25 protein-coding genes are annotated in these 24,846 nt (G+C 72.7%); 15 read left to right on the top strand and 10 right to left on the bottom strand.

The features are described from left to right. Positions 1 to 13: 13 nt before the first annotated feature. The 4 genes from folK to folP all read right to left on the bottom strand — a co-directional run bounded on the left by folK (position 14) and on the right by folP (position 2,770). On the bottom strand, positions 14 to 625 hold the full coding sequence (gene folK, locus ACFYQA_RS11105) for a 2-amino-4-hydroxy-6-hydroxymethyldihydropteridine diphosphokinase (RefSeq protein ID WP_388914778.1): 612 nt from the start codon (positions 623 to 625) through the stop codon (positions 14 to 16). After that, on the bottom strand, positions 622 to 981 hold the full coding sequence (gene folB / locus ACFYQA_RS11100) for a dihydroneopterin aldolase (protein ID WP_332429661.1): 360 nt from the start codon (positions 979 to 981) through the stop codon (positions 622 to 624). Before folB ends, folK begins: the two co-directional genes overlap by 4 nt. Positions 982 to 1,337: 356 nt before the next feature. After that, positions 1,338 to 1,859: a nuclear transport factor 2 family protein gene (locus ACFYQA_RS11095; RefSeq protein ID WP_388914774.1), complete on the bottom strand. Its 522-nt coding sequence runs from the start codon at positions 1,857 to 1,859 to the stop codon at positions 1,338 to 1,340. Next, positions 1,856 to 2,770 (bottom strand): dihydropteroate synthase, encoded by a 915-nt coding sequence (gene folP / locus ACFYQA_RS11090; protein ID WP_388914771.1) that lies wholly within the window; start codon positions 2,768 to 2,770, stop codon positions 1,856 to 1,858. Before folP ends, ACFYQA_RS11095 begins: the two co-directional genes overlap by 4 nt. 552 nt (positions 2,771 to 3,322) lie before the next feature. On the opposite strand from folP, the gene ACFYQA_RS11085 reads away from it, so the two are divergent. Beyond that, complete coding sequence (locus tag ACFYQA_RS11085; protein WP_388914768.1) at positions 3,323 to 4,813, top strand: hypothetical protein; 1,491 nt, start codon at positions 3,323 to 3,325, stop codon at positions 4,811 to 4,813. Positions 4,814 to 4,939: 126 nt separating this feature from the next. Here ACFYQA_RS11085 and ACFYQA_RS11080 read toward each other — a convergent pair whose 3' ends face one another. Together ACFYQA_RS11080 and ACFYQA_RS11075 are read right to left on the bottom strand one after the other, a co-directional pair. Then, on the bottom strand, positions 4,940 to 6,274 hold the full coding sequence (locus tag ACFYQA_RS11080; protein WP_388914765.1) for a PH domain-containing protein: 1,335 nt from the start codon (positions 6,272 to 6,274) through the stop codon (positions 4,940 to 4,942). Further along, positions 6,271 to 6,681 (bottom strand): PH domain-containing protein, encoded by a 411-nt coding sequence (locus ACFYQA_RS11075; protein WP_388915132.1) that lies wholly within the window; start codon positions 6,679 to 6,681, stop codon positions 6,271 to 6,273. The genes ACFYQA_RS11080 and ACFYQA_RS11075 overlap by 4 nt, the downstream gene beginning before the upstream one ends. A 265-nt stretch (positions 6,682 to 6,946) precedes the next feature. On the opposite strand from ACFYQA_RS11075, the gene ACFYQA_RS11070 reads away from it, so the two are divergent. Next, positions 6,947 to 8,098: an NADH-quinone oxidoreductase subunit D gene (locus ACFYQA_RS11070; protein WP_388914762.1), complete on the top strand. Its 1,152-nt coding sequence runs from the start codon at positions 6,947 to 6,949 to the stop codon at positions 8,096 to 8,098. A 70-nt stretch (positions 8,099 to 8,168) separates the two neighbouring features. Here the strand turns inward: ACFYQA_RS11070 and ACFYQA_RS11065 are convergent, their stop codons facing one another. Further along, the gene (locus tag ACFYQA_RS11065; RefSeq protein WP_388914759.1) at positions 8,169 to 9,269 is read right to left on the bottom strand and encodes an SAM-dependent methyltransferase; all 1,101 of its coding nucleotides are present in this window, start codon (positions 9,267 to 9,269) and stop codon (positions 8,169 to 8,171) included. 179 nt (positions 9,270 to 9,448) lie between these two features. Between ACFYQA_RS11065 and ACFYQA_RS11060 the strand changes: the two genes are divergently transcribed. From ACFYQA_RS11060 to ACFYQA_RS11050, 3 genes are all read left to right on the top strand, one after another. Then, positions 9,449 to 10,648 carry a sensor histidine kinase gene (locus tag ACFYQA_RS11060; protein ID WP_388914756.1) on the top strand — a complete coding sequence of 400 codons (1,200 nt, stop codon included), beginning with the start codon at positions 9,449 to 9,451 and terminating at the stop codon, positions 10,646 to 10,648. A gap of 68 nt (positions 10,649 to 10,716) precedes the next feature. Further along, on the top strand, positions 10,717 to 11,388 hold the full coding sequence (locus ACFYQA_RS11055) for a response regulator transcription factor (RefSeq protein WP_332432934.1): 672 nt from the start codon (positions 10,717 to 10,719) through the stop codon (positions 11,386 to 11,388). Positions 11,389 to 11,437: 49 nt separating this feature from the next. Next, positions 11,438 to 12,097 (top strand): AAA family ATPase, encoded by a 660-nt coding sequence (locus ACFYQA_RS11050; protein WP_388914753.1) that lies wholly within the window; start codon positions 11,438 to 11,440, stop codon positions 12,095 to 12,097. A 104-nt stretch (positions 12,098 to 12,201) separates the two neighbouring features. Here ACFYQA_RS11050 and ACFYQA_RS11045 read toward each other — a convergent pair whose 3' ends face one another. Together ACFYQA_RS11045 and ACFYQA_RS11040 are read right to left on the bottom strand one after the other, a co-directional pair. Next, a complete protein-coding gene (locus ACFYQA_RS11045; RefSeq protein ID WP_388914750.1) occupies positions 12,202 to 13,344 on the bottom strand; it encodes a DUF5937 family protein in 1,143 nt (380 codons plus the stop codon). A 116-nt stretch (positions 13,345 to 13,460) separates the two neighbouring features. Continuing rightward, on the bottom strand, positions 13,461 to 14,741 hold the full coding sequence (locus tag ACFYQA_RS11040) for a threonine aldolase family protein (protein WP_388914747.1): 1,281 nt from the start codon (positions 14,739 to 14,741) through the stop codon (positions 13,461 to 13,463). A 180-nt stretch (positions 14,742 to 14,921) separates the two neighbouring features. On the opposite strand from ACFYQA_RS11040, the gene ACFYQA_RS11035 reads away from it, so the two are divergent. The 10 genes from ACFYQA_RS11035 (at position 14,922) to ACFYQA_RS10990 (ending at position 23,711) form a co-directional block, all read left to right on the top strand. Continuing rightward, on the top strand, positions 14,922 to 15,944 hold the full coding sequence (locus ACFYQA_RS11035) for a Rossmann-like and DUF2520 domain-containing protein (protein ID WP_388914744.1): 1,023 nt from the start codon (positions 14,922 to 14,924) through the stop codon (positions 15,942 to 15,944). After that, positions 15,941 to 16,936 (top strand): pantoate--beta-alanine ligase, encoded by a 996-nt coding sequence (gene panC, locus ACFYQA_RS11030; protein ID WP_388914741.1) that lies wholly within the window; start codon positions 15,941 to 15,943, stop codon positions 16,934 to 16,936. Before ACFYQA_RS11035 ends, panC begins: the two co-directional genes overlap by 4 nt. Then, positions 16,933 to 18,765, top strand: a complete 1,833-nt coding sequence (locus ACFYQA_RS11025; protein WP_388914738.1) for an L-aspartate oxidase — start codon at positions 16,933 to 16,935, stop codon at positions 18,763 to 18,765. Before panC ends, ACFYQA_RS11025 begins: the two co-directional genes overlap by 4 nt. Positions 18,766 to 18,770: 5 nt before the next feature. Next, the gene (gene nadC / locus ACFYQA_RS11020; RefSeq protein WP_388914735.1) at positions 18,771 to 19,760 is read left to right on the top strand and encodes a carboxylating nicotinate-nucleotide diphosphorylase; all 990 of its coding nucleotides are present in this window, start codon (positions 18,771 to 18,773) and stop codon (positions 19,758 to 19,760) included. A gap of 9 nt (positions 19,761 to 19,769) precedes the next feature. Further along, a complete protein-coding gene (locus tag ACFYQA_RS11015) occupies positions 19,770 to 20,567 on the top strand; it encodes a type III pantothenate kinase (RefSeq protein ID WP_388914732.1) in 798 nt (265 codons plus the stop codon). Between the two features lie 394 nt (positions 20,568 to 20,961). After that, positions 20,962 to 21,633, top strand: a complete 672-nt coding sequence (locus tag ACFYQA_RS11010; protein ID WP_386393598.1) for a hypothetical protein — start codon at positions 20,962 to 20,964, stop codon at positions 21,631 to 21,633. A 92-nt stretch (positions 21,634 to 21,725) separates the two neighbouring features. Next, the gene (locus ACFYQA_RS11005; protein WP_386422068.1) at positions 21,726 to 21,905 is read left to right on the top strand and encodes a hypothetical protein; all 180 of its coding nucleotides are present in this window, start codon (positions 21,726 to 21,728) and stop codon (positions 21,903 to 21,905) included. Positions 21,906 to 22,093: 188 nt separating this feature from the next. Next, positions 22,094 to 22,549: a BlaI/MecI/CopY family transcriptional regulator gene (locus ACFYQA_RS11000; RefSeq protein WP_388914729.1), complete on the top strand. Its 456-nt coding sequence runs from the start codon at positions 22,094 to 22,096 to the stop codon at positions 22,547 to 22,549. 9 nt (positions 22,550 to 22,558) lie between these two features. Beyond that, a complete protein-coding gene (locus ACFYQA_RS10995; RefSeq protein WP_388914726.1) occupies positions 22,559 to 23,092 on the top strand; it encodes an amino-acid N-acetyltransferase in 534 nt (177 codons plus the stop codon). Positions 23,093 to 23,375: 283 nt separating this feature from the next. Then, positions 23,376 to 23,711 (top strand): Lsr2 family protein, encoded by a 336-nt coding sequence (locus ACFYQA_RS10990; RefSeq protein ID WP_388914723.1) that lies wholly within the window; start codon positions 23,376 to 23,378, stop codon positions 23,709 to 23,711. Here ACFYQA_RS10990 and ACFYQA_RS10985 read toward each other — a convergent pair. After that, positions 23,690 to 24,487: an SCO3374 family protein gene (locus ACFYQA_RS10985; RefSeq protein WP_388914720.1), complete on the bottom strand. Its 798-nt coding sequence runs from the start codon at positions 24,485 to 24,487 to the stop codon at positions 23,690 to 23,692. The two genes, ACFYQA_RS10990 and ACFYQA_RS10985, sit on opposite strands and share 22 nt — an antisense overlap. Positions 24,488 to 24,846 lie beyond the last annotated feature (359 nt).

Raw genomic sequence — 24,846 nt, 5'->3', positions numbered from 1 at the left:
TCGACCTTAACGGCTACTCGGGCAGCCGGAGTTCCAGGTCGTCGCGGGGCGTGACGCCCTCCCGGGCGACCGTGTCCAGCAGGGCGGCGACGGGTCCGCGTCCGGGGAGTTCGGCCTCGGGGTCGACGTCGTGCCAGGGGATCAGCACGAAGGCGCGTTCGTGGGCGCGGGGGTGGGGGAGGGTCAGCTGCGGGTCGTCGGAGAGGAGGTCCGCGTAGGAGACGATGTCCACGTCCAGGGTGCGCGGGCCCCAGCGCTCGTCGCGCACCCGGTGAAAGGCCTCCTCGACCGCGTGGGCCCGCTCCAGCAGGGAGGACGGGGGCAGGGTGGTCCTCAGGACCACGACCGCGTTGAAGTACGAGGGCTGGCTGCCGGGCTCGACGCCCCACGGCTCCGTCTCGTACACGGGCGAAACCGCCTTGACCCGGATGCCGGGGGTGTCCTCCAGGGCGTCGACGGCCCCCTGGAGGGTCTCCAGCCGGTTGCCGAGGTTGGCGCCCAGGGAGACGACGGCCCGCTTCGGGTTGTGCAGGGTGGTGTCGGCGGCGTCCACCCGCTCGACCACGGAGGCGGGGACGGGCTGGACGGTCGGGTCGGTATGGCCCTGGGTGGACGGCCTGGTCATGCGCGGCTCCGGATGATGGTGACGGTCACGTCGTCGAAGGGCACGGTGATCGGTGCGTCCGGCTTGTGGACGCGGACCTCGACCTCCTGGACCACGTCGTGTTTGAGGCAGACCTGTGCGATGCGCTCGGCGAGCGTCTCGATGAGGTTGACGGGCTCGCCCTGGACGACCGCCACGACCTCCTCCGCCACGATGCCGTAGTGCACGGTCCTGGTCAGATCGTCGTGGGCCGCGGCCGGCCGGATGTCCAGGCCGAGGACCAGGTCCACGATGAAGGTCTGGCCCTCCTCGCGTTCCTTGGGGAACACACCGTGGTGCCCACGGGCCCTCAGGCCGTGCAACGCGACACGATCCACACGAATCCACTCCTGCAAGTCGTCGGTGCGGCCGGTCGGTGCCGTGTGGGGACGGCGCCCCTGCCTCGGTCGAATTTACCCGCGGGTACCGACAGGGCGAACCCCGAGGTGGGCGGGTCCGGTCCGTGCCGGGAGATTTCACCGTGCGTTTTCCCCGGGAAGACCGGGGGCTCACGGACAGGTAGCGGCCCCTACCCGCACGGGGGCGATGTCAATCCCTTCCCGGGCGGGGAGGGGAATGACGGGCTCCGGCCGGGTCCTGTGATCAGCCGGGTCCGGCCGGTCCCGTGGTCGGTCCGGGCCGGCCCGGTGGTCCGGTCCGGTGGTCGATCCGGTCCGGTGGCCGGTCTGTTCGCTCAGGAGGGGGGTTCGGTGTCGTCGGGGGCCTCGGAGTCCTCGCTCTCGTCGTCCTCGGCGAGGACGGGGGAGGCGTGGTGGGACCAGAGCTTCCAGCCCGCGGGGGTGCGCCGGTACACGTTGGTGGCGACGACCAGCTGCCCGAGCAGGGGGCCGAGTTCCTCGCCGGCCTCCGGGGCGGGGCCGCCGCTGAGGATGTTCTCGGTGCAGGTCACGACGGCGGTGTCGCCGGTGACGGAGACATGCACGTCGGTGAGGAAGAACTGGATGTAGTCGGTGTTCGCCATGATCAGGGCGTACGACCGGAGCACCTCGCCGCGGCCCGTGAGTACCGGCCACCCGGGGTGCACGCAGGAGATCACGCCGGCGTCCGCCGGGTCGTGGTAGGTCTCGTCGACGCCCAGGTCGGCCGGGGCCAGCCAGAGCGACGCGACCTCTTCGAAATCGCCCTGCTCGAGGGCCTCGTAGAAGGCGGCGTTGCTGGCTTCGACCTGCTCGACATCGGTGTGCGGGGCGCTCACCGGGCTCCCTCGGCACCGTGCGCGCCGGGTACGGGAGGCGTGCCGTCCGGGGTGCGTGCCCGCTCGATGGCGTGGGCGACCCGTACGGCGTCCGCGGTGGCGCGCACCTCGTGCACGCGGACCGCCCAGGCGCCGCCCTGAGCGGCGAGGGCGGAGACGGCGGCGGTGGCCGCGTCGCGCTCCCGGGCGGGCGGGGGCGCGCCGTCGGGGCCGGCCAGGACGTGGCCGAGGAACCTCTTGCGGGACGCGGCCACGAGCAGCGGGTGGCCGAGCCCCCGGAGGCGGTCGAGACGGGCGAGGAGGGCGAGGTCGTGGTCGGCTCCCTTGGAGAAGCCGAGCCCGGGGTCGACGATCACGCGGTCGGCGGCGATACCGCCCTCCAGTACGGCGTCCACGCGCGCGCGGAGTTCGTCGACGACCTCGGTGACGACGTCGTCGTACGTGCCTTTCACGTTGTCGCCCTCCAGCAGGCCGCGCCAGTGCATGACGACGAAGGGGGCACCGGCCTCGGCGACCACGGGGATCATGCCGGGGTCGGAGAGACCGCCGCTCACGTCGTTGACGAGTGCGGCGCCCGCCGTGAGGGACTGCCCGGCGACGGAGGCGCGCATGGTGTCGACGGAGACCGTGACGCCCTCGGAGGCGAGCCCACGGACCACGGGGATGACGCGCTTGAGTTCCTCGGCCTCGTCGACACGCGTGGCGCCGGGGCGGGTGGACTCGCCGCCGACGTCGATCAGGTCGGCGCCCTGGGCGACCAGGTCGAGGCCGTGCTTGACGGCGGTCGTCGTGTCGAACCAGCGGCCACCGTCGGAGAAGGAGTCGGGCGTCACGTTCACGACGCCCATGACCGCGCAGCGGCCCCAATGGGGAAGGCCCGAGACGTGAAGGTGTCCGCTCCTGTTGCTCATATGTTCAGCGTAGGCCCAGGACGGGGCCGGGAAGCACCTGGATCAGGGGGACGCGGCCGGAAGCCGGCTCCGCGGAGCTCGTGACCCGGGTCCAGGAGCCCGAAGCGCCGGAGCCGGACTGCGGCCCGGTATTCCGGCGGGCGTGAGACGGCCGGTGGGCGTATCCGGATCTCGTCGGTCGTCCCGGAAAGCGGCGGGGTCGGGATGGGGGTGCCTTGGGACGTGACTCGGGTGCGCCTCGGGTACGCCTTCCTTACCCGGGAGTAGGTTTTTCGGGCGGAAGCCCGAATGGACCCGCGGATGCCGGAGGGGCGGTGCGGGACGGGCCCGGGCCGGGTGCGGGGCGGGCCCAGTGCCGGCACGGGAGTCGATCCGGTGCGGGGCGGGGCGTAACGAAACCGGCTTTCCGCCCGGAAAACGATCTTGATAATTGCGGCGCGGGCCTATTCACGGTTCGGCGGAGTTCCCCGATGCCCTGTGAAAGCCTCGGTATGGCTTTGTTTTTACGGGGCGGGGCTCCAACATTCGCCTACGCGCGGTAAGTTTCTGGCCATGCCACGTGGACGTCACCGTCATTCCCCGCCCCTGCACAGGATGTTTCCCCCGTCGGCGATCGCAGGCGTCTCGCTCGTCTGCGCCCTGGGGCCCTGGGTGTTCACACAACCGATGACGCTTCGCCTCCTGGCCGCTGCCGCGGCGGCCGTGGCGATCCTCGGTGCGGTCGTCATGCGGCACTGGGACGCCCAGGCCGGCAAGCAGGTCGCCGACCTCACACGCGCGCGCGCCAGTGACGAGTGGCGTTTCGAGGAACGGGTCGCCGAACTGGAGTCCGACCTCGAGGAGTCGCGCGAGCTGCGCCTCAAGCTGGAGCACCGGCTGCGCGCCAAGCGCACGGAGCTGGCCGGGCTGCGCAATGAGCACGCGGCACTGCTCAGGCGGTACGCCGCGGCGGAGACCGGCCGGGCGACGGTCCTGGAGGAGCGCCGGGTGCTCGAGATCGAGGCGACGGTTCCGGCCCGCGCGTTGACGGCGGGACCGTCGGTCGCCGAGTCCGGTGCCGCCCCCGACGACAAGGCGACCGTTCCGACGGCCAGGACCGAGGGCGGGACGACGACCGTGCCCGAGCCCGAGGTCCCCGAGTCCGGGGCAACCGAGTCCGGGGCAACCGCGGACGGTGGGGAGGAGGCCGGGCAGCCGGAGGCTCCCCAGGTCTTCTCGCCGGCGGGGTCCACGCTGTTCCTGCGGGCCGACGCGGCACTGGCACGGCTCGCCGACAACGACGAGGGGGACGACCGCCCCGCGCGGGACGTCACCGATGCCACCGATGCCACCGATGCCACCGATGCCACCGACGTGACCGACGTGGAGGCCGTGGAGACGCCGGCCGACGACGCGCCGGCCGACGCCGGCACCCCTCAGGTCGGCCACCCGGCGAAGGGCGGTGACTCCGCGTCCACGAGGGAGGACACCGGGCCCGAGGACACCGCCGGGTCCACCCGGAGCGCCGGCGCCCCCGAGGACGACGACCCCGAGCCCTTCAGGGCGAGGAAGCCGCAGCAGCCGCAGGGGGGCGAGGCGGAGGGGCGGTCCGAGGCGATGGCCGAGCGCGGACGCGCGACCGCCTCCTCCGGCTCGGACACCGGCACCACGCCCGAGCAGCCGACCCAGTCCGCACAGCCTGTCCTGCCTGCCCCGCCCGGCAGTTCCGTGCGGCGGCCCGCCGGGCACTTCACCGTGCCGACCGCGGTCGCGGTGGCACCGCCGACCGAGCCCGTGCGGCGCCCGGTGTCCGACGGCACCTTCGACTTCTTCGGTACGCAGAACGAGGCGGAGGGCGCCGACGTGGCCGAGGCGGAGACGCCGGCCCCGCACACGGCAGAGGCCGATCCGGAGTTCGAGCCGGCCGACCACGCGCGGGGCGTCGGCCAGGTCATCGACCTGACGGCGCACGACGAGCCGGAGCCGGCGGACGAAGAGGCAGAGGCCGGGACCGAGGCCGGGACCGGGATCGGTACGAAGGGACTGCGCAGCGCGGTCTCCTGACGGCAGAGAGAGCACACGGCAGACCCGCCCCACGGCGAACGGGGCGACGCGAACGGGGTCCCGCACCGGAGACGTGCGGGACCCCGTTCGCGTGTCCGGCCCGGCGCCGGGTGCCGGGCGGCCGGGTCAGGCCATCCACCGGTCCGGGCGGGCGTCCCGGCGACCGGTCCGGGACCGTTCCGCCTGGGCCCGCAGCAGCTCCGCCGCCTCCTGGGCGTCCCGGAGCCGGGCCACCACGGACTTGTTGGCCCCGGTGTCCACATGGACGTCCGCGACGCCCCGGGCGCGCTGCCAGGGGCCCTGGACCAGCCGTACGCTCTGCACCTTGGCGTGCGGCACCAGCGCGACGGTCCGGGTCAGCCGGCCGTGCCGCGCGGCGAACACGGTGCCGGTGACGGCGAGTCCGTAGCCGCTCCACCACACCGGGACGCACCACCGCGCGCGCCGCGGCGGCCGGGAGAGCTCCGCGTGCGACGGCACTCCGACGCCGGGCAGCACCCGCGCGACGACGGATTCGGCGATCTCGCGCGGAGCGACCGGCAGCAGCAGGGAGTTGGACGAGCCCGCCACGTCGAGCTCCACCCGCACCCAGCCCCGGCTCCGCCACAGCAGCGGCTCCACGATCCGCACGGTCTGCACCCGCCCCGGCGGCACCGTCTCGTGCACCCGGTCGAGGAGACCGTGGTCGATCCGCAGTCCGTCGGGCGACTCGCCCAGGGTCCAGTCGTACTCGGTGACGAACCGGCCGACGCTGCTCGCGCCCACCGCGCCGGCCATCGGGACGGCGGCGGCGAGGAGCGTCCACAGGCTGTGGGTGGCCATCCACAGCAGCGGCAGCGCGACGACGGCGACGATCAGCCAGACCCAGGCCGCACCGGTCAGTACGAGGGAGAGGGCGAGGACGCCGGGCGGCACGCGCAGCAGCTGCCGGGACGGAGCCTCGCCCACCTCGTGTGCCGTCTCGGGTGCGAAACCGGCCGCCCGCGCGAGCAGTTCGGCGCGCAGCGCGCGGGCGTCGTCGGCGCCCAGGAAGGCCAGCTCGTCCTTCTTGTCCGTTCCGATGACGTCGAGTTTGAGCTTGGACACGCCCGCGACCCGCGCGAGCAGCGGCTGGGTGACGTCGATGGCCTGGATCCGCTCCAGCCGGATGTGCGCGGTACGCCGGAACAACAGTCCGGTGCGGATGCGCAGTTCACTGTCGGTCACCGCGAAGTGGGTGAACCACCAGGTCAGGAAGCCGTAGAGGGCGGCGGCCGGGATGAGGACACCGAGCCCGATCAGCAGGGTGGTCGTCGTCAGCCGGGTCAGCTGGCGCTGTGCCTGGTCCGGGTCGTGCAGCGCCCACCCGATGATGACCGCGACGGGCGCCCACGCCCGCCTGAGCGGTGTGACGGGGTGCAGCCGGCGCTCGAGCACGGGCCGCCGCTCGCGTACGGTCTCGGGGGCCTGTGGGGCGGTCACAGCCCCGCCGATCGGGCCTCGCCCAGCTCGGTGAGCCGGTCGCGCAGTCGTTCCGCCTCGGCCGGGACGAGACCGGGGATGGTGGCGTCGGTCGCCGCGGCCGCCGTGTGCAGTTGCACGCTGGCCAGCCCGAAGTGCCGTTCGAGGGGCCCCGACGTCACCTCGACCAACTGCATCCGCCCGTACGGCACGACCGTCTCCCGACGCCACAGGACGCCCCGGCTGATCAGCAGGTCGTCGGAGCGCTCGGCGTACCGCCAGGAGCGCCAGTTGCGCTCCAGCATCACCCAGCCCCAGACCAGCAGGGCCAGCGGCGGCAGGGCGAACGCGGCCCAGCCGGGGCCGGCCAGCAGGCCCGGGACCAGCCCGGCGGCCAGAGTGAGCAGTCCCAGCCACACCACCAGCATCAGTCGGCGCACCTTCAGCAGCCCCGGTGGCAGTGCGATCCACTTCGGCTCGTCGCCGGGGACCGACGGCGCGCCGGAAGGGACCTCTGGCCCCACCGGCTCCACCGCCTCCGTCGGCGCGGCCGGTTTCGCCGTCGGTCCCGTCGTCGTCCCGGTGGTCTCCGTGGTCGCCGTCGCCTCAGCGGGCTGTTCCGGTCCCGCTGTACCCGTGTCGTGCGGGTTCCCCGTCTCCATGGCCACAGCGTACGTAGGGGAGACTGTGTTCATGACTCCTACGACGGAGACCATGGTCGGTATCGGCAGCGCCGCGGAGAGCACCGACATGGTGCTCAACATCGGGCCCCAGCATCCGTCCACGCACGGCGTGCTGCGGCTGAAGCTCGTCCTGGACGGCGAGCTCATCACCAGCGCGGAGCCCGTGATCGGCTATATGCACCGGGGCGCGGAGAAGCTGTTCGAGGCGCGGGACTACCGGCAGATCATCATGCTGGCCAACCGCCACGACTGGCTGTCGGCGTTCTCCAACGAACTGGGCGTGGTCCTCGCCGTGGAGCGGATGCTCGGCATGGAGGTCCCCGAGCGCGCGGTGTGGCTGCGCACGCTGCTCGCGGAGCTGAACCGGGTGCTCAACCACCTGATGTTCCTCGGTTCCTATCCGCTGGAACTCGGCGGCATCACACCGGTGTTCTACGCCTTCACCGAACGCGAGGAGCTCCAGCACGTCATGGAGGAGGTCTCCGGCGGGCGCATGCACTACATGTTCAACCGCGTGGGCGGCCTCAAGGAGGACCTTCCGGCGGGCTGGACCACGCGCGCGCGCGGCGCCGTCGCCGACGTGCGCTCCCGCATGGACCGCTTCGACGACCTGGTGCTCGGCAACGAGATCTTCCGCGGCCGCACGCGCGGTGTCGGTGTCCTCTCCCCGGCGGCCGTGCACGCGTACGGGGTGAGCGGGCCGATCGCCCGAGCCTCGGGCGTCGATCTCGACCTGCGCCGCGACGAGCCGTATCTCGCGTACGGCGAGCTGGCGGACGTCCTGAAGGTCGTGACCCGCGAGGAGGGCGACTGCCTCGCCCGCTTCGAATGCCTCCTGGAGCAGACGTACCACTCTCTCGACCTCGCCGAGGCCTGCCTCGACCGGCTCGCCGACCTGCCCCCGGGCCCCGTCAACCAGCGGCTCCCGAAGGTACTCAAGGCGCCCGAGGGGCACACGTACGCGTGGACCGAGAACCCGCTCGGCATCAACGGGTACTACCTGGTCAGCAAGGGCGAGAAGACGCCGTACCGGCTGAAGCTGCGTTCGGCGTCGTACAACAACATCCAGGCGCTCACCGAGCTGCTGCCGGGGACACTGGTCTCGGACATGGTGGCGATCCTGGGGTCGATGTTCTTCGTGGTGGGGGACATCGACAAGTAGAGCGGCAGGGCGGCAGGACAGCAGGGGAGCAGGACGGCAGGGAAGCGGGACGCGGAAGCGGGGAGCCGCCTCAGGCGGCGCCCGCGAGCACGTCCGGGATCCCCACCGGCTGCAGCAGCCACCCGAAGCCGCCGAGCCCGCCCGGCGCGACGAGTTCGGCGGCCTCCGAGGCGGCCGCCAGGGCCCGTACGTAGCCGGCGGGGTCGGTGGACGCGAGGGTGAGCGGGGGGCGCGAGCCGGTGAGGCCCAGGGCGCGCAGGGCGGCACGCTGGGGGAGCAGGCGGGCGCCGGGGAGTGCGCAGGCCGCCGCGCAGGCGTCCAGGGCGACGTGCGCGGTGATGTCGCACGACCCGTCCGGTACGGGTGTCGTCTCCCTCCCCTTCCGGAAGCCCGTGAGCGTCCCGAACGGCGGGCGCGCGGTCGCCGTGTGCGCGTAGTCCACGGCGACCGCGAGCCCTCGCGCGAGTGTCCCGACCGCCGACGCCCAGGCCAGGTCCCGGGGCAGCCCGATCTCCGCCCGCAGTCCCGCTCCGCTCGCGGCTCCCGCAGTGGCCTCCCCCTCCGTGGTCTCTCCGCCGTCGGTCACGGGCCGCTCGCCCGTGAGGGGCTGCTCGTCCATGAGGGGCCACCACCGTGCCAGCCACTCCGCCTCCGGGCCGGTGACCGGCGGTCCGAGCCGTTCCGTTCCGTCGTCGTCCACCAGGACCAGCCGAGGGACGCCCTCCGGGTCGGCCTCGGCGACCTCCAGGGGCACGTTGTCCAGCCACTCGTTGGCGAACAGCAGCCCCGTGGCCCGCTCCGGGGGCTCGGCCCGCCACTCGACCCGTCGGTCGAGACCGCCGGGACGGCCGGCGAGTTCGACGGCGTACGCACGCGTGCGTACCGCCACGTCGGCGGGCAGCGCGGCGAGCACACCGGCGGCCAGTTCCCCCCGGCCCGCCGCCATGTCCACGAAGTCGAGCACCGCGGGCCGGCCCAGCGTCTCGTCGACCCGGCACAGCAGACGCGCCACGGCCCCCGCGAACAGCGGGGAGGCGTGCACCGACGTACGGAAGTGTCCGGCGGGGCCCTCCGGCCCGCGGTAGAACCCGTCCGGCCCGTACAGAGCCGCCCGGGTCGCCGCCCGCCACCCGCGCGGGTGGCCTTCCGCCCCCGCCGTCACCGGTGCCACCCGCTCGCCGCCGCCGTCACCGGTGTCACCGGCTCGCCGCCGCCACTGCCGCCGTCGTCATCGGCCCAGGTTACGTCCGGGGAGGTGCCGGGCCTCCACCTTGCGGAGTACACGTGCGGACCGGGGATCGGCCCTCCGGTTGACCCCTGCACGCATTTCGCTTCCCTACGCTGGGTCACGTGCAGCGCCTCTACGATTTTCTCCGCAGGCACCCGGCATGGGTCGACGGCTTCTGGGCCGTGGTCCTGTTCGGGATTTCGTTGATCAGCGGAGCGCCCGTCGAGGAGGGCCACGGGACCCCGCCGACGGCCCTGGCCGTACCGGTCATGCTGCTGCTGTCGCTGGTCGTCGCGCTGCGCCGCCGGATGCCGGAGCGGATGCTGGTCCTGGCCGTCGTGGTGGGCCTGCTCCAGGTGGTCCTCGACGTGACGGTCCTGCCCGCGGACTTCGCCATGCTGGTGATCGTCTACACGGTCGCCACCATCGGCGCCCGCTGGGCCTCCCGGCTCGCGCTCGGCGCCGGCCTGTGCGCGGCACCGGTGGCGCAGGCGCGCTGGCCGATCGAGGACGTGAGCGCGGCGGGCAACATCGCCATGGTGATATTCCTGACCGTGCCCTTCGTCCTCGCCTGGGTGCTCGGCGACTCCATGCGCACCCGGCGTGCCTACTTCGCCCAGCTCGAGGAGCGTGCCGCGCGGCTCGAGAAGGAGCGCGAGGCACAGTCGAAGGTCGCGGTCGCCGCCGAGCGCGCCCGCATCGCGCGCGAACTGCACGACGTCGTCGCGCACAACGTGTCGGTGATGGTGGTGCAGGCGGACGGCGCCGCCTACGTCCTCGACGTGGCGCCCGACCAGGCGAAGAACGCCCTGGAGACGATCTCCTCCACCGGCCGGCAGGCGCTCGCCGAGATGCGCCGCCTGCTCGGCGTGCTGCGTACCGGCGAGCATCAGGAGGCCGGGGAGTACGTGCCGCAGCCCGACGTACGGCAGATCGAGGATCTCGTCGAGCAGTGCCGGGAATCCGGGCTGCCGGTGGACTTCAAGATCGAGGGCACCCCGCGTCCCCTGCCCAGCGGCCTCGAACTCACCGCGTACCGCATCGTGCAGGAGGCGCTCACCAACACCCGCAAGCACGGTGGGCCCAACACGGGCGCCAGCGTGCGCCTGGTGTACTTCGACGACGGTCTCGGCCTGCTCATCGAGGACGACGGCAAGGGCGCCCCGCACGAGCTGTACGAGGAGGGCGGGTTCGACGGCCAGGGGCACGGTCTGATCGGGATGCGCGAGCGGGTCGGTATGGTCGGCGGCACCCTGGACGCGGGTCCGAGGCCGGGCGGAGGGTTCCGTATCAGTGTCCTGTTGCCCCTCAAACCCGCTTGACGTCCCCATGCTTGCGCACGCCCTTTATTGACACCTGTAACACCTTCTGGATGAGGGAAGAGGCCCCGATGGCGATCCGCGTGATGCTCGTCGACGACCAAGTACTGCTGCGCACCGGATTCCGGATGGTGCTCGCCGCCCAGCCGGACATGGAGGTCGTGGCGGAGGCGGGCGACGGCGTGGAGGCCCTCCAGGTGCTGCGGTCCACCGCCGTCGACGTGGTGCTCATGGACGTCCGGATGCCGAAGCTGGACGGGGTGGAGACGACCCGCCGGATCTGCGCGGACACCGACCCGCCGAAGGTGCTGATCCTGACCACGTTCGACCTCGACGAGTACGCCTTCTCCGGGCTGAAGGCGGGCGCCTCCGGCTTCATGCTCAAGGACGTGCCGCCCGGCGAACTGCTCGCCGCGATCCGCGCGGTGCACAGCGGCGACGCCGTGGTCGCCCCGTCCACCACCCGCCGGCTCCTGGACCGCTTCGCACCCATGCTGCCGAGCACCACCGCGCAGCCCCAGCACAAGGAACTGGAGCGGCTCACAGGGCGGGAGCGGGAGGTCATGGTGCTGGTCGCGCAGGGCCTGTCCAACGGCGAGATCGCGGCCCGTCTGGTGCTGTCGGAGGCGACCGTGAAGACGCACGTGGGCCGCATCCTGACCAAACTGGGGCTGCGGGACCGGGTGCAGGTGGTGGTCCTCGCCTACGAGACGGGACTGGTACGGGCCGGCGGACAGGGCTGACCTTGCGCACGGGGCTGACCGGGCGTCCCCGCGTCGGTAGGGTCTGCGCATGCTGCTCTGGATCAACGGTCCCTTCGGGGGCGGCAAGACGCAGACCGCACACGAGATACGGCGCCGGTTGCCCGGCAGCGTCATCTGCGACCCCGAGCACGTCGGCTTCGGCCTGCACCGGATGCTCCCGCCGGAACTCCGGGGGGCCCGCGGCCGGAGGCCGCTGATAGATGACTTCCAGGACCTGGTCTCCTGGCGGCAGGGTGTCGTCGAGGTCCTCGACCTCGTGCTGACCCGGCACGACGGCGTCGTGATCGCGCCCATGACGGTCACCGACCCGGGCTGCTTCGCCGAGACCGTCGGCCGCCTGCGCGAACTCGGCCACGAAGTAAGCCACTTCACCCTCCTCGCCGAACGCGAGACGGTGCTGCGGCGGTTGCGCGAACGCGGCTTCGGGCGTCTCCTGAAGTACGTCGGCGGGAAGAACACGGGCCTGCGCCGGGAGAGCTGGGCCGTGCGGCGGCTCGACCACTGCCTGGAGCGCCTGGGCGAGCCGGAGTTCGCCGAGCACCTGTGGACCGACCACACGACCGTCCCGAAGACGGCGGACCGCATCGCCGTCCTGGCCGGCCTGACCCTGCGCCCCAACCACGAGGGCCCGCTGCGGACCCGGCTGCGGCAGGCAGGCGTCGGCATCCGCCACATCCGCTTCGACTGATCCTCTTCGCCCTGTCTCCTTCGCCCGCTCCCCTCCGCTCCCCTCCCCTCCGCAACATCGGCTTCGGCCGATCCGCACCGGTCGGCCGGTGTACGGGGCCGCCGTCAGCGCAGGATGCCCTCCAGGAAGTCGCTGCCGAGCCGAGCCACGACCGTCACGTCCAGCTGGTGCAGTACGTACCGGCCGCGGCGACGTGTGGTGAGCAGCCCCGCCTTCTTCAGCACGCCCAGGTGCCGGGATATCTCCGGGGCTGTCATGCCGTGCACCTGGGCCAGCTCACCGGTGGTGTACGCGCTGCGCGCGAGGTGACGGCACAACCGCATGCGGACGGGATGGGACAGCGCCGTCATCCGCAGGGCCAGCTGCTCGACCGTCGGCGGCGCGGCGAGCTCGGGGGAGCCGACCGGGTAGTGCAGCACCGGCCGCCAGCCGTAGCGGTGCAGAACCATCAGGTGCGGCCGGCCCAGGCTCGTCGGGATCAGCAACAGACCGCCGTCGGCCGTGGCCGTACGGGTGTCACCGAGTTTGTCGACCGTGATCAGGCCGGCCTCCAGGTCGACGGTGACCGCCGGGGACACCGCGGCCAGTGCCTCGGCCGGCCCTTTGTGCCGCAGCAGGTCCGTCTTGAGCCGGGTGTCGGCGGCGAGCTGATGACGCAGCCGGGCCCAGGTCTCGGCGAAGAACGCCGCGTCGCAGTCCTGGAGGAACTCCCGAAGCCAGGCCCGGATCCGGGGAGGATCGGCCAGCAGCCCTTGCGCGAACCGCACCTGCCTGGGCCCTCGTGCAGCCGCCAGTTCCAGGGCCCGGTGGCGCATCCTCGCGTCGGTGAGCGGCCCGGGGCCCGGCTTGTCGTAGGGGAACGCGCAGGTGAACTCCAGCGCGGCGGCCACGAACTGCTCGTCCGACAGTTTGTCCAGCAGTTCCAGTTCTTCGGCGAGGTCCGTGCCGGGAAGCACGCCGCCGGGGACGCCCGCGCACGCCAGGAACAGGTCCGAGAACGTCATACGCCACAGGAAGTCCGCCTCGCACATCCGGTCCGCCAGGTGCGGGTCCAGGCGCGCGGTCACGCCCGTCACCCAGCTCTGGAGTTCTGGGTGGTGGGCCGGCTCGGACAGGGCGTGCAGCGCCATGCCGAGCTCGGCCAGCGGGGACGGTACGGCGGCGATCCTCCTCCAGGCTCCCGGTTCCGCCCGGGCAGGGGGCACCCCCGTCGCCCGCAGCCCCGAGATGTCGATGCGCACACTCATGCCCTCATCGTGCACCCCGCCGCCGACAGCGCCCCCCGATTGACGGCTGTCGTCAATCGGGAGCCGCTGCGCCCGCGACATCCCGAGCCTCTGCGGGCCTTCGCCTGTTCCTTCGGCTACGCCTTCGCTTCCGGCAGCCGTCGTACGAAGTCCGCGGCCGCGGCCCGTACGTCGTCGGCCGTCCACTCCAGGCCCGCCGCACGCACGTACACCTCGGTGAAGGCCAGACCCGGCCCCTTGGGGTCCCAGTGGTTGGCGAACAGCGCGGCCCCCGTCTCCTCGGCCGCCCGGACGGCCGTCTCGGCCAGGACATCGGCCTCGTACGGCAACCACACCTGGAAGTCGTGGGTGTGCGGCACCTCGGGGTGGACGCGCGCCCACGGCACCCCGGCTTCCGCCAGCCCCTCGCGCAGGGCGGCGGCCACCACGCGCGCGTGGGTGACGTACTCGGGCAGCCGGGGCAGCTCGTGCTCCAGGCCGATCAGCGCCGCCAGGGCGGTCGGGAACTGCTGGAAGACATTGCCTCCGTACCGGTGCCGCCAGGCCTTGGCCTCCTCCACCAACGTCGCCGGACCGGCGAGCGCCGCGCCGCCGAAGCCGTCGAGGGACTTGTAGAACGACACGTAGACGCTGTCCGCCAGGGAGGCGATCTCCTCCAGCGGACGGCCGAAGTGCACCGTGCACTCCCACAGCCGGGCCCCGTCGAAGTGGACCACGGCCTCGCGTTCCCGCGCGGCGTCCACCACCTCGGTCAGCTCCTCCCAGGTGGGCAGCACGAAACCGGCGTCCCGGAGGGGGAGCTCCAGCATCAGCGCGCCGAAGGGCTCGTCGAAGTCCCGCACCTCGGCGGCGGTCGGCATCCGGGGTTCGTCGGTCACCCGCACCGGACGCAGGCCGCTGACCCGGCTGAACGCGTTCCGTTCGTGCACCTCGGGGTGGCTGAGCCCGTGCAGCGCGACCACCGGGCTGCCGGTACGGCCCGCCCAGCAGCGCAGGGCCACCTGCTGGGCCATCGTCCCGGTCGGGAAGAACGCGGCGGCCTCGGTGCCCAGGAGTCCGGCGACCCGTTCCTCCAGCGCCTCGACGACGCCGTTGCCGTAGAGGTCGGCCGTCTCGTCCAGGTCGTACACGCTCGCCGCCGCGTCCAGCAGGGCCAGCCGCTCCCGAAGAGGGCCGAGGAAGCCGAGGCGCGCGAGCGCGCGCGGGGCGCTGCGCCAGGCGGCGATCCGCCGCGCGCGGAGCTTTTGGCCCTGTTCCTGATCCGCCTCCTGTTCCTGATCCGCCTCCTGGTCCGGCCCCTGGTCCTGGTCCGGCCCCTGGTCCGGGTCCGGTTCCGCCCCGTTCTGCCGCCCGTCCCCGTCCTGTGTCCCCGTGCCGTTCTCCGCCGTATCACCCATGCCGGGATCATCCCGCGTACGGACGCGCGCGGGCACCGGGTTTTCCCCGCGGAACCCACACCCCGCGGAACCCACACCCTGCGGACCACTGTGCGCCGGGGAACCGGCCGCGTTTCGCGTTAACATGACGAAAAATCGTCCGGTACCCCGAGCGGACTGGAACGGGAAGGCCGTCGTCGCGTGAACACAAGCCCACAGCCGGATCCCAGGGACCGCCCCGCGCGGCTCAGCGTCGGTGTGGTCGGCGCCGGGCGCGTCGGACCGGCCCTGGCCGCGTCCCTGCAGCTCGCCGGACACCGTCCGGTGGCCGTGTCCGCCGTCTCGGCCGCCTCCCGGAGGCGTGCCGAGCAGCTGCTGCCCGACGTGCCGGTGGTCGCGCCCGCCGAGGTGCTGGAGCGGGCCGAACTGGTGCTGCTGACCGTTCCGGACGACGCGCTGCCCGAACTGGTGGCCGGGCTCGCCGAGACGGGTGCGGTACGGCCGGGACAGCTCCTCGTGCACACCTCCGGGCGGTACGGCGCGAAGGTGCTGGACCCCGCTCTGCGGGCCGGTGCGCTGCCGCTGGCCCTGCACCCGGCGATGACGTTCACCGGCACGCCCGTGGACGTGCAGCGGCTCGCCGGATGCTCCTTCGGCGTCACCGCGCCCGAGGAGCTGCGGCTGGCCGCCGAGGCCCTCGTGATCGAGATGGGCGGCGAACCGGAGTGGATCGCCGAGGAGAACCGCCCGCTCTACCACGCGGCCCTCGCCCTGGGCGCCAACCATCTGGTCACCCTGGTCGCCCAGTCCCTGGAGCTGCTGCGCACCGCCGGGGTCGAGGCCCCTGACCGGATGCTCGGTCCCCTGCTCGGCGCAGCCCTGGACAACGCCCTGCGCTCCGGCGACGCGGCCCTCACCGGCCCCGTCGCGCGCGGTGACGCCGGCACCGTCTCCGCCCATGTCGCCGAGCTGCGCCGGCACGCCCCGCAGACTGTCGCCGGCTATCTGGCGATGGCGCGCGCGACCGCCGACCGCGCCCTCGCCCATGGCCTGCTGAAGCCGGAGCTCGCCGAGGACCTCCTCGGGGTACTCGCCGACGGGACGACGAGCCCGGGTGGTCAAGGAAACCAGGGCGACCAGGGCGACCGGGGAGCCCGGGGAAACCCCGGCGATCCCGGTGACCAGGGCGATCAAGGCGGCGAAGACGAAGGGGACCCCCGATGACCACCACCCTGCTGCGCACCGCGGCCGACCTGCACGCACGCGCGCGGGCGGGCCGCCGAGCCACGGTGATGACCATGGGTGCCCTGCACGAGGGCCACGCCACCCTGATCCGCGCCGCGCGCGACCTCGCGGGCGCCGGGGGCGAGGTCGTGGTCACCGTCTTCGTCAACCCGCTGCAGTTCGGCGAGGGCGAGGACCTCGACCGGTATCCGCGCACCCTGGACGCCGACCTCGAGCTCGCCGGGCGGGCTGGTGCCGACGTGGTCCTCGCCCCGTCGGTCGACGAGGTCTACCCGGGCGGCGAGCCCCAGGTCCGCATCAGCGCCGGACCCATGGGCGAACGCCTGGAGGGTGCCGCCCGCCCCGGCCACTTCGACGGTGTGCTCACCGTCGTCGCCAAGCTGCTGCACCTCACCCGCCCCGACATCGCCCTGTACGGCCAGAAGGACGCCCAGCAGCTCGCGCTGATCCGCCGTATGGTCCGCGACCTGAACTTCGGCGTCGACATCGTCGGCGTCCCCACCGTCCGCGAGCCCGACGGACTGGCCCTCTCCAGCCGCAACCGCTATCTCTCCGCCGCTGAGCGGCGCACCGCCCTCGCCCTGTCCGGCGCCCTGTTCGCCGGCCGGGACCGGCACGCCGCGCAGGAGGCGCTGCGCGCGCGGGCCCGCGAAGTGCCCGCCACGCACGCACGCGTCGAGGCGCTGAACGCGCTCGGGGAGTCCCGCGCGGCGGCCGACGCGCACGCCGTCGCCACGGCGGGCGGGCCCGAGGCCGTCCGCGCCGCCGCCCGCCAGGTCCTCGACGGGGCCGCCCGCCTCACCCCGCCGCTCACGCCGGACTACCTGGCCCTGGTCGACCCCTCGGACTTCACCGAGATCGGCGACGACTTCACCGGCGAGGCCGTGCTCGTCGTGGCCGCCCGGGTCGGCACGACCCGCCTGATCGACAACCTCCCCCTGACCTTCGGCACCCTCGGAGCCGCCTCGTGACCAGCACCGGCATACGACTGCACGCTCCCGCGCCAGGATGGTCCATCAAGGCGGACGTCGTGGTCGTCGGCTCCGGCGTGGCCGGGCTGACAGCCGCGCTGCGCTGCGAGGCCGCCGGACTGGCCACCGTCGTCGTCACCAAGGCCCGGCTCGACGACGGCTCCACCCGATGGGCCCAGGGCGGCATCGCCGCGGCCCTCGGCGACGGAGACACCCCCGAGCAGCACCGGGACGACACCCTGGTCGCCGGCGCGGGGCTGTGCGACGAGGAGGCGGTCCGCATCCTCGTCACCGAGGGCCCCGACGCGGTACGCCGTCTCATCGCCACCGGCGCCCACTTCGACGAGTCCGAGGAGGGCAGCCTGGAACTCACCCGCGAGGGCGGCCACCACCGCCGGCGCATCGCGCACGCGGGCGGGGACGCCACCGGCGCTGAGATCTCCCGCGCGCTGGTGGAAGCCGTACGCGCGGTCAGGAGGGGCGAGCGCGAAGCGTTCCCGGGCAAGGGCGGTGGCGGGCGACGGGCGGGACTGCGCACGATCGAGAACGCGCTCGTCCTGGATCTGCTGACGGACGCCGAGGGGCGCAGCGCGGGTGTGACCCTGCACGTCATGGGGGAGGGCCAGCACGACGGCGTGGGGGCCGTGCACGCCCCTGCGGTGGTGCTGGCGACCGGTGGCATGGGCCAGGTCTTCAGCGCGACCACGAACCCCTCCGTCTCGACCGGCGACGGGGTGGCACTGGCCCTGCGCGCGGGTGCCGAGGTCAGCGACCTCGAGTTCGTGCAGTTCCACCCGACCGTCCTGTTCCTCGGCCCGGACGCGGAGGGCCAGCAGCCCCTGGTCTCCGAGGCGGTCCGAGGCGAGGGCGCCCACCTGGTCGACGCCGACGGCGTGCGCTTCATGGTGGGGCAGCACGAGCTCGCCGAGCTGGCCCCGCGGGACATCGTCGCCAAGGGCATCATGCGCCGGATGCGGGAGCTGGACGCCCAGCACATGTACCTCGACGCCCGGCACTTCGGCGCCGACATGTGGGAACACCGCTTCCCGACGATCCTCGCCGCCTGCCGTACCCACGGCATCGACCCGGTCACCGAGCCCGTCCCGGTCGCCCCCGCCGCCCACTACGCCTCCGGCGGCGTCCGTACCGACTTCCACGGCCGCACCACCGTCCCCGGGCTCTACGCCTGCGGGGAGGTCGCCTGCACCGGCGTGCACGGAGCCAACCGGCTCGCCTCCAACTCGCTCCTGGAAGGCCTGGTCTACGCCGAGCGCATCGCCGCCGACATCGCCGGGAGCCGGACCGGGAATGTCCTCCACACGCGTACGCCGCAGCCCCTCCCGCCCGCCGAGCGCCCCGGGCACCCCCTCCTCCCCGCGGAGGCCCGTTTCACCATCCAGCGGATCATGACGGGGGGAGCCGGTGTCCTGCGTTCCGCCGCCTCCCTCGAGCGGGCCGCCGAGGCGCTCCAGCGGCTGCACGCCGATGCCCGCGACGCCCTCGACGAGCAGGGCAAGACAGCCGAGCCCGGAGTCGACACCTGGGAGGCGACCAACCTCCTGTGCGTCGCCCGCGTCCTGGTCGCCGCCGCGCTGCGTCGCGAGGAGACCCGGGGCTGCCACTGGCGCGAGGACCGGCCCGAGCGCGACGACACCGCCTGGCGCCGCCACATCGTCGTACGGCTGAATCCGGACCGCACGCTGGCGACGCACACCACCGGCACCACAGACTTCCCCCCGACCCTCCCCGATGTCCCGGCCTCCCCGATGTCGGACTTCCCTGACGTCCAGGCCCCCCGACCCTCCCGCACCAGGCCCCAGGAGCAGTGACAGCAGTGACCACCCCAGACCTTCCCCTCGCCCCGTCCGGTGGCTGCGGCGACGGCTGCGCCTGCGGCGCGGACAGCGACGAGAACTACGACGAGACCTACCTGGAGTGCGGCCTCGACCCCGCGCTCGCGCAGCTCCTGACCGATGCCGGTCTGGACCCGGTGGAGGTCGAGGACATCGCCAACGTCGCCATCCAGGAGGACCTCGCCCACGGCGTGGACGTGACGACGGTCGCGACCATCCCCGAGGACGCCGTCGCCACCGCCGACTTCACCGCGCGGGAAGCGGGTGTCGTGGCGGGCCTCAGGATCGCCGAGGCGGTCGTCTCGGTGGTCTGCACGGCGGAGTTCGAGGTCGAACGGCACGTGGAGGACGGCGACCGGGTGGAAGCCGGCGACAAGCTCCTCTCCGTCACCACCCGCACCCGCGACCTCCTCACGGCGGAACGCAGCGCCCTGAACATCCTGTGCCGCCTCTCGGGCATCGCGACGGCCACGCGCGCGTGGGCCGACGTCCTGGACGGCACGAAGGCCAAGGTCCGCGACACCCGCAAGACCACCCCGGGCCTGCGCTCCCTGGAGAAGTTCGCCGTGCGCTGCGGCGGCGGCGTCAACCACCGCATGTCGCTCTCCGACGCCGCCCTGGTCAAGGACAACCACGTCGTCGCCGCGGGTGGTGTCGCCCAGGCCTTCCGGGCCGTCCGGGAACACTTCCCCGACGTACCGATCGAGGTCGAGGTCGACACCCTGCACCAGCTCCGCGAGGTCGTGGACGCGGGCGCCGACCTGATCCTGCTGGACAACTTCACCCCCGGCGAGTGCGAGGAGGCGGTGGCCCTCGTCGCCGGCCGCGCCACCCTGGAGGCGTCCGGCCGGCTCACCCTCGAAAACGCCAAGGCGTACGCCGACACGGGGGTCGACTACCTCGCCGTGGGCGCACTCACCCACTCCTCGCCGGTCCTGGACATCGGCCTGGACCTGCGAGCGGCTGAATAGGGGCCTGCCATGCTGCTGACGATCGACGTGGGCAACACGCACACCACCCTGGGCCTGTTCGACGGCCAGGACATCGTCGAACACTGGCGGATCTCCACGGACGCGCGCCGCACCGCCGACGAGCTCGCCGTTCTCCTCCAGGGCCTGATGGGCATGCACCCCCTGCTCGGCGACGAACTGGGCGACGGCATCGACGGCATCGCCATCTGCGCGACCGTTCCCTCCGTCCTGCACGAACTCCGTGAGGTGACCCGCCGCTACTACGGTGACGTCCCCGCGGTCCTGGTCGAGCCGGGCGTCAAGACCGGCGTGCCGATCCTCACCGACAACCCCAAGGAGGTCGGCGCGGACCGCATCATCAACGCGGTCGCCGCCGTCGATCTCTACGGCGGGCCGGCCATCGTCGTCGACTTCGGCACCGCCACCACCTTCGACGCGGTCAGCGCGCGCGGGGAGTACGTCGGCGGCGTCATCGCCCCCGGCATCGAGATCTCCGTCGAGGCGCTCGGCGTCCGCGGCGCACAGCTCCGCAAGATCGAGGTGGCCCGGCCCCGGAGCGTGATCGGCAAGAACACGGTCGAGGCGATGCAGTCCGGCATCGTCTACGGCTTCGCCGGCCAGGTCGACGGCGTCGTCCGCCGGATGGCCCGCGAGCTCTCCGACGATCCCGAGGAGGTGACCGTCATCGCGACCGGCGGACTCGCGCCGACGGTTCTGGGCGAGAGCGCGGTCATCGACGAGCACGAGCCGTGGCTGACCCTGATCGGCCTGCGCCTGGTCTACGAACGGAACGTGTCGCGGATGTAGCGCATCCCGGATGCGGCGCTCCCGTGGCCCGCCCCGGACGCGGCGCTCCGGGACCTGCCCGCGGGCCACGGGCAGGTCCCGGAGCCGTACGGGAGCTGCCCGGCCCGTACGCTTCGTGGAGCGGGCCGGGCCCCTCGCGGATCGGATGCCGTCGGTCGGTTCCCCCGGCCGTTTTGGGCTCCGTGAGCCCGCACCCTGCGGCACCGGGCGGCCCTCGTCGAGCGGCACCCGCTCCTCGCCGGGACGCCCGCCGGGCCGGCCCTCCGCCGGGCCGGCCCCCACCCGGGTGGACCCGGGCACCGTACCCGCACGCCACACCCGTGCGCTATGCGCTATTTGTCCGATTAGCGCGTATCGTCGCCGCATGCCCACGCCCTACGGATCCCGCGGCGGCATGGCGTTCGGCACGGAGGAGCTACGTGTGCTCCGCCTCGCCCTCGCCCTCGCCCTGCACCCCACGTCCGCCTCGGCCGAAGACGTCCAGGACTGCCTTCGCCTCGCCGATTCCCTCGACGAGGCGACGCGGGAGAGTTCCCGCCTGCGCGCCTTCCTGGTGGCCGACCTCGGTCGCTACCGCGCCGCCCTCCCCGGCACCGTCGCCGGCTACCTCACGCTCCTGGAGGAGGCGCTGGGGGCCGGCTACCGCCCCGACGCCGACGACCTCGCCGCCCTCCGGGCGCTGCGCGGCAACCCCACCGCCGCCGCCCTCCTGGACCGCTGCCGGCTACTGGCCGAACAGGACGTACGGGCCCGCCTCGCAGGCCGCACGGTCCGCGCGGCCGCCACCGGCTCCCCGCCCGGCGTCCCGTCCGCCGCTCCGCTGTCCAAGGGCCCCCTGTCCGTCGTCCCCGCCTCCCGTCCCCGCCTCCTCGCCCTGCCGGGCGGCCAGGCCGCCGAGGACTCCGAGAAGGAGCCGGAGCACAAGCCGTCCGCCCCCCGGCCCGAACCCGCCGCCCCTGCTCCCGGCGCACCGAAACCCGGCCGCCCCGTTCCCACCCCGGGAGAGGTCTTCCCCCGCCGCAAGCCCGCCCGGCCCCCGCAGGGCCGGCGACTCGCCGCGGGCTGAATCGTCGCCGCGCCCCCCACCGCGCCCGCGCAGCCGCCGCACATTCGCCCCCGCTCGGCCGTCCGCCGGGCCGCTCTCGCTACCCTGGACCCATGGACTACGTCTCCGCGCTCCTGCCCCCGGTCGTCATGGCCGTCCTCTTCATCGGTGTGATCCGGGTGATCGTGAAGACCCAGGGTGGCGCCAACAAGACCAAGGAGGACGCCGCCGTGGACGCGGCCCTCGCCCGCGCGGAGGCCACCCGCCAGGCCACCGCCAAGACCGACGTCTGATCCGCCCCGCCGCCCCGCCGGCCGCGAGCGGCACGGGAGACGGCCCCGGCGTACGACTCGAGTGCGAGTCGTACGCCGTTTTTGTTCACGATCGAAGATCCTTCTATATGTTCGGGACGCCGTGGGGGTGATTGCGCACTATTGTCTGATGTGTGCCTCGCCCCCTGGGAGAACTCGAAGACACGGTCATGACGCGGGTGTGGAAGTGGAACCGCCCGGTGACCGTCAGGGAAGTCCTTGAAGATCTACAGAAGGAACGGTCCATCGCGTACACCACGGTGATGACCGTTCTGGACAATCTCCATCAGAAGGGCTGGGTGCGTCGTCAGGCGGAAGGCCGGGCCTATCGATATGAAGCGGTCTCCACCCGCGCCGCGTACGCTGCCGCGCTGATGAACGAGGCATGGTCGCAGAGCGACAACGCCGCCGCCGCACTCGTCGCCTTCTTCGGCATGATGAGCGAGGAACAGCGTCAGGCCCTCACGGATGCCGTACGGGTTGCACAGCTTCCGGAAACCGGGGAACAACGCCGGCCGGCGGAACAAGCCGGTTCGGCCGAAGAAGCAGGATCGCCCGAACAGACCCCGCCCGCGGAACCCTCTGTCGAGAACCCCGCCGCGGGCGAGGGTCCGCGCAGGCGATAGCGTCCGCTCATGTCAGCAGACAGCCCGGATGTCACCGCAAAAGCCATCACCGTCCGGCGGGCCCGCACCAGCGATGTCTCCGCCGTGCGCCACCTCCTCGACGCCTACGTCCGCAAGGGCATCCTGCTCGACAAAGCAACGGTGACTCTTTACGAGGCGATCCAGGAGTTCTGGATCGCGGAACGGAGCGACGACGGGGAGGTCGTCGGCTGCGGCGCACTGCACGTGATGTGGGAAGACCTCGCGGAAGTCCGTACTCTCGCTGTGAAGCCCGGACTGAAGGGCGCCGGTGTGGGGCATCACTTGATGGAGAAGTTGCTGCAGACTGCCCGCTGGCTCGGTGTTCGCCGTGTTTTCTGTCTGACCTTCGAAGTCGAGTTCTTCGGCAAGCACGGCTTCGTGGAGATCGGTGAGACGCCCGTCGACACCGATGTGTACGCCGAGCTGCTGCGTTCCTATGACGAAGGTGTCGCGGAGTTCCTCGGTCTCGAACGCGTGAAACCGAACACTCTGGGCAACAGCCGGATGCTTCTGCATCTGTGATCGTCGGCGTTCCGCACCCGACGCCTTGCGGCGGAGGTCTCGGTGTGCCACGTCAAGGCATATTCCGTACTGCTTCCGTGTCGTGGGCCTTGCCGGTTCCCTATGTCCGAAACGCGCACGTTTCCGGGCTGTGTGCGCCAGTGGGTCCGTCCCCGGGGTTTGTGTTTTTCCGGCAAAAGCGGTTTGCTTTCCGACGTACTGCAGTAGTGCATATAACAGGGGACGGCGATACGGCGGAAGCCGGTACACCCGGGCCCTGACGTTATCGATGAAAGGAAATCCGGTGGCACAGAAGGTTCAGGTCCTTCTTGTCGACGACCTCGACGGCGTCGAAGCGGACGAGACCGTGACGTTCGCGTTGGACGGCAAGACATACGAGATCGATCTCACCACTGCCAATGCGGACAAGCTCCGTGGCCTTCTCGAGCCTTACGTGAAGGGCGGCCGTCGCACGGGAGGCCGTGCTTCGGGAGGGCGTGGAAAGGCGCGTGCCGGTTCCGGCGGCAACCAGGACACCGCGGCGATCCGCGCCTGGGCGAAGGCGAACGGCCACGAGGTCAATGACCGCGGCCGTGTCCCCGCGGCCATCCGCGAGGCCTACGAGCAGGCCAACGGCTGACCGTCGGCCCGCCCCGCCACGCGCATCCCGACCTGCGGCCGGCCGCAGGCGCGCAGGATCCGGACCCGGTGGCACTGCGTGGCCACCGTGTTCACCAGCCGTACGAGATCGGGGGCGTCCCCACGGGTCCCCGTCGCCGACAGCGTCGGCAGCGAGACCTCGACCTCGCGCCCCGGCTCGGGGGGCCGCAGCCATACGGCGGCCCCCTGCGAACCGGCGCTTCCCGGGGAGAACGGCCGGACAGCATCATGGCCGGCGGCCCCAGGGGGCGGCGGAGCGTCGATGAGGCCGCCCGTGCCGATCGCGGCCAGATCGAGGGTCAGCGTGCCCCACTCCAGCCAGGCGAGCAGCCCCGGCAGTTCCTCCGCGCTGCCCGCGGCCACCAGCAGCCGCATCCGGCCGCCCTGCAGGGCCACCGGAAACCACCCGGCAGCGTGTCCGGCCCGCCGGGAGCCCCCAGAACGTTCCGGAGGCTCCGGGCGCCCCAGGCGCTCCAACGCCGCACGGCCCGCCTCGGCGGGGACGTCCAGGACGTCGAAGCGCATCCCCACCGACAGGCGTACCGGAGAGCCGGGCACCGTCGGCCACCCTTGTTCGTTCTCGTACCAGTGCCGGACCGGATCATCCGGGCTGCCCGGAGCACTCGGCTCGTCCGCCCCGGCCGGATCGGGTGGACCGAGGGGTCTGCGAGAGCCCGGGGCCCCGTCGGCCGCGCTGACGGAACGGTGCGCAGGGACCGAGGGGCCCGCGATGACGGATGGGACGGTGCCGGCCATGCAAGCGCAACTGCCGGAAGGCCGTTCGGGTTACGCTGGGTGCTCCTGCATATGCACAGTGTGTCGAACAGGGGGGCGTGAGGGAGCCCGGGGAGGCGCAAGGCTGTTCGCCCGTAGCGGAGGGGACCCCCGCCCTTGGCATGGACTGTCGGTGGCAGCGGGTAAGACATCCCTAGTGGGAGAGGGCGACACGCAGGGCGGCACATCTCGCGTTCGCCATCGGCGTACTGGAGATGGGGGTAACTGCCTGGCCTGCGGGAACATCGTCTCGCACCATCGGGTTGAAGCAGATGTCGGCGTTCGGGGTCAGGAGGCCATCGACGGTGTCGGCAGTTGGAATGAGCGGTCCCCGCTTGCGG

This window comes from Streptomyces sp. NPDC005774 (assembly GCF_042871645.1).
In the GTDB taxonomy this organism is placed as follows: Bacteria; Actinomycetota; Actinomycetes; order Streptomycetales; family Streptomycetaceae; genus Streptomyces; species Streptomyces pratens.
This window is presented reverse-complemented; position numbering and strand designations above follow the sequence as displayed.

Coding starts and splice junctions, on each gene's coding strand:
- folK (WP_388914778.1), bottom strand. CDS start 625: ATGACCAGGCCGTCCACCCAGGGCCATACCGACCCGACCGTCCAGCCC.
- folP (WP_388914771.1), bottom strand. CDS start 2,770: ATGAGCAACAGGAGCGGACACCTTCACGTCTCGGGCCTTCCCCATTGG.
- ACFYQA_RS11085 (WP_388914768.1), top strand. CDS start 3,323: ATGCCACGTGGACGTCACCGTCATTCCCCGCCCCTGCACAGGATGTTT.
- ACFYQA_RS11075 (WP_388915132.1), bottom strand. CDS start 6,681: ATGCTGGTGGTGTGGCTGGGACTGCTCACTCTGGCCGCCGGGCTGGTC.
- ACFYQA_RS11070 (WP_388914762.1), top strand. CDS start 6,947: ATGACTCCTACGACGGAGACCATGGTCGGTATCGGCAGCGCCGCGGAG.
- ACFYQA_RS11055 (WP_332432934.1), top strand. CDS start 10,717: ATGGCGATCCGCGTGATGCTCGTCGACGACCAAGTACTGCTGCGCACC.
- ACFYQA_RS11050 (WP_388914753.1), top strand. CDS start 11,438: ATGCTGCTCTGGATCAACGGTCCCTTCGGGGGCGGCAAGACGCAGACC.
- ACFYQA_RS11045 (WP_388914750.1), bottom strand. CDS start 13,344: ATGAGTGTGCGCATCGACATCTCGGGGCTGCGGGCGACGGGGGTGCCC.
- ACFYQA_RS11040 (WP_388914747.1), bottom strand. CDS start 14,741: ATGGGTGATACGGCGGAGAACGGCACGGGGACACAGGACGGGGACGGG.
- panC (WP_388914741.1), top strand. CDS start 15,941: ATGACCACCACCCTGCTGCGCACCGCGGCCGACCTGCACGCACGCGCG.
- ACFYQA_RS11015 (WP_388914732.1), top strand. CDS start 19,770: ATGCTGCTGACGATCGACGTGGGCAACACGCACACCACCCTGGGCCTG.
- ACFYQA_RS11010 (WP_386393598.1), top strand. CDS start 20,962: ATGGCGTTCGGCACGGAGGAGCTACGTGTGCTCCGCCTCGCCCTCGCC.
- ACFYQA_RS11005 (WP_386422068.1), top strand. CDS start 21,726: ATGGACTACGTCTCCGCGCTCCTGCCCCCGGTCGTCATGGCCGTCCTC.
- ACFYQA_RS11000 (WP_388914729.1), top strand. CDS start 22,094: ATGACGCGGGTGTGGAAGTGGAACCGCCCGGTGACCGTCAGGGAAGTC.
- ACFYQA_RS10995 (WP_388914726.1), top strand. CDS start 22,559: ATGTCAGCAGACAGCCCGGATGTCACCGCAAAAGCCATCACCGTCCGG.
- ACFYQA_RS10985 (WP_388914720.1), bottom strand. CDS start 24,487: ATGGCCGGCACCGTCCCATCCGTCATCGCGGGCCCCTCGGTCCCTGCG.